The sequence below is a fragment of the Gordonia sp. i37 genome, from assembly GCF_002043085.1.
In the GTDB taxonomy this organism is placed as follows: Bacteria; Actinomycetota; Actinomycetes; order Mycobacteriales; family Mycobacteriaceae; genus Gordonia; species Gordonia polyisoprenivorans.
In genome coordinates this window covers 1-412 of sequence record NZ_MVPX01000292.1, presented here as the reverse complement: position 1 = coordinate 412, position 412 = coordinate 1, and the positions used below count along the sequence as shown (strand labels likewise).

Below are 412 nucleotides of genomic sequence, written 5' to 3'. Positions count from 1 at the left end.
CCCCGCCAGGTCGCGGTCATCCAGTATCCGGTGCTCTCCACGGCGACGGTGCGTCACCTCGAGGTGATCACCGTGTCACCGTCGCGGTTGCTGCTGATCGTGATCACCGACACCGGCCGTGTCGAACAGCGCATGGTCGCCCTCTCACAAGACCTCGCCGAGGACGAGATCGTCCGTCTGCGGGACATGTTCTCCGCGGCGCTGCACGGCAAGCGGCTCGAGGAGGCCTCGGCGTCGGTGGCCGAATTGGCCAACAACGCACCGGCCGATCTGCGGGACGCGACGGTGAACGTCGCGACCGTGTTGGTCGAGACCCTCGTCGAACGGGGCGAGGACCGCGTGGTGGTGACCGGCACGTCGAATCTCGCGCGGGCGGCCGCCGATTTCGCCCCGGTCAACGGCGGGGGGGGGT

Annotated in this window: 1 protein-coding gene; it reads left to right on the top strand. The window is 69.2% G+C overall.

The window, feature by feature from the left end:
• The coding region (locus tag B1964_RS14145) for an HrcA family transcriptional regulator (RefSeq protein WP_290440702.1) at positions 1–412 on the top strand (412 nt) is incomplete at both ends.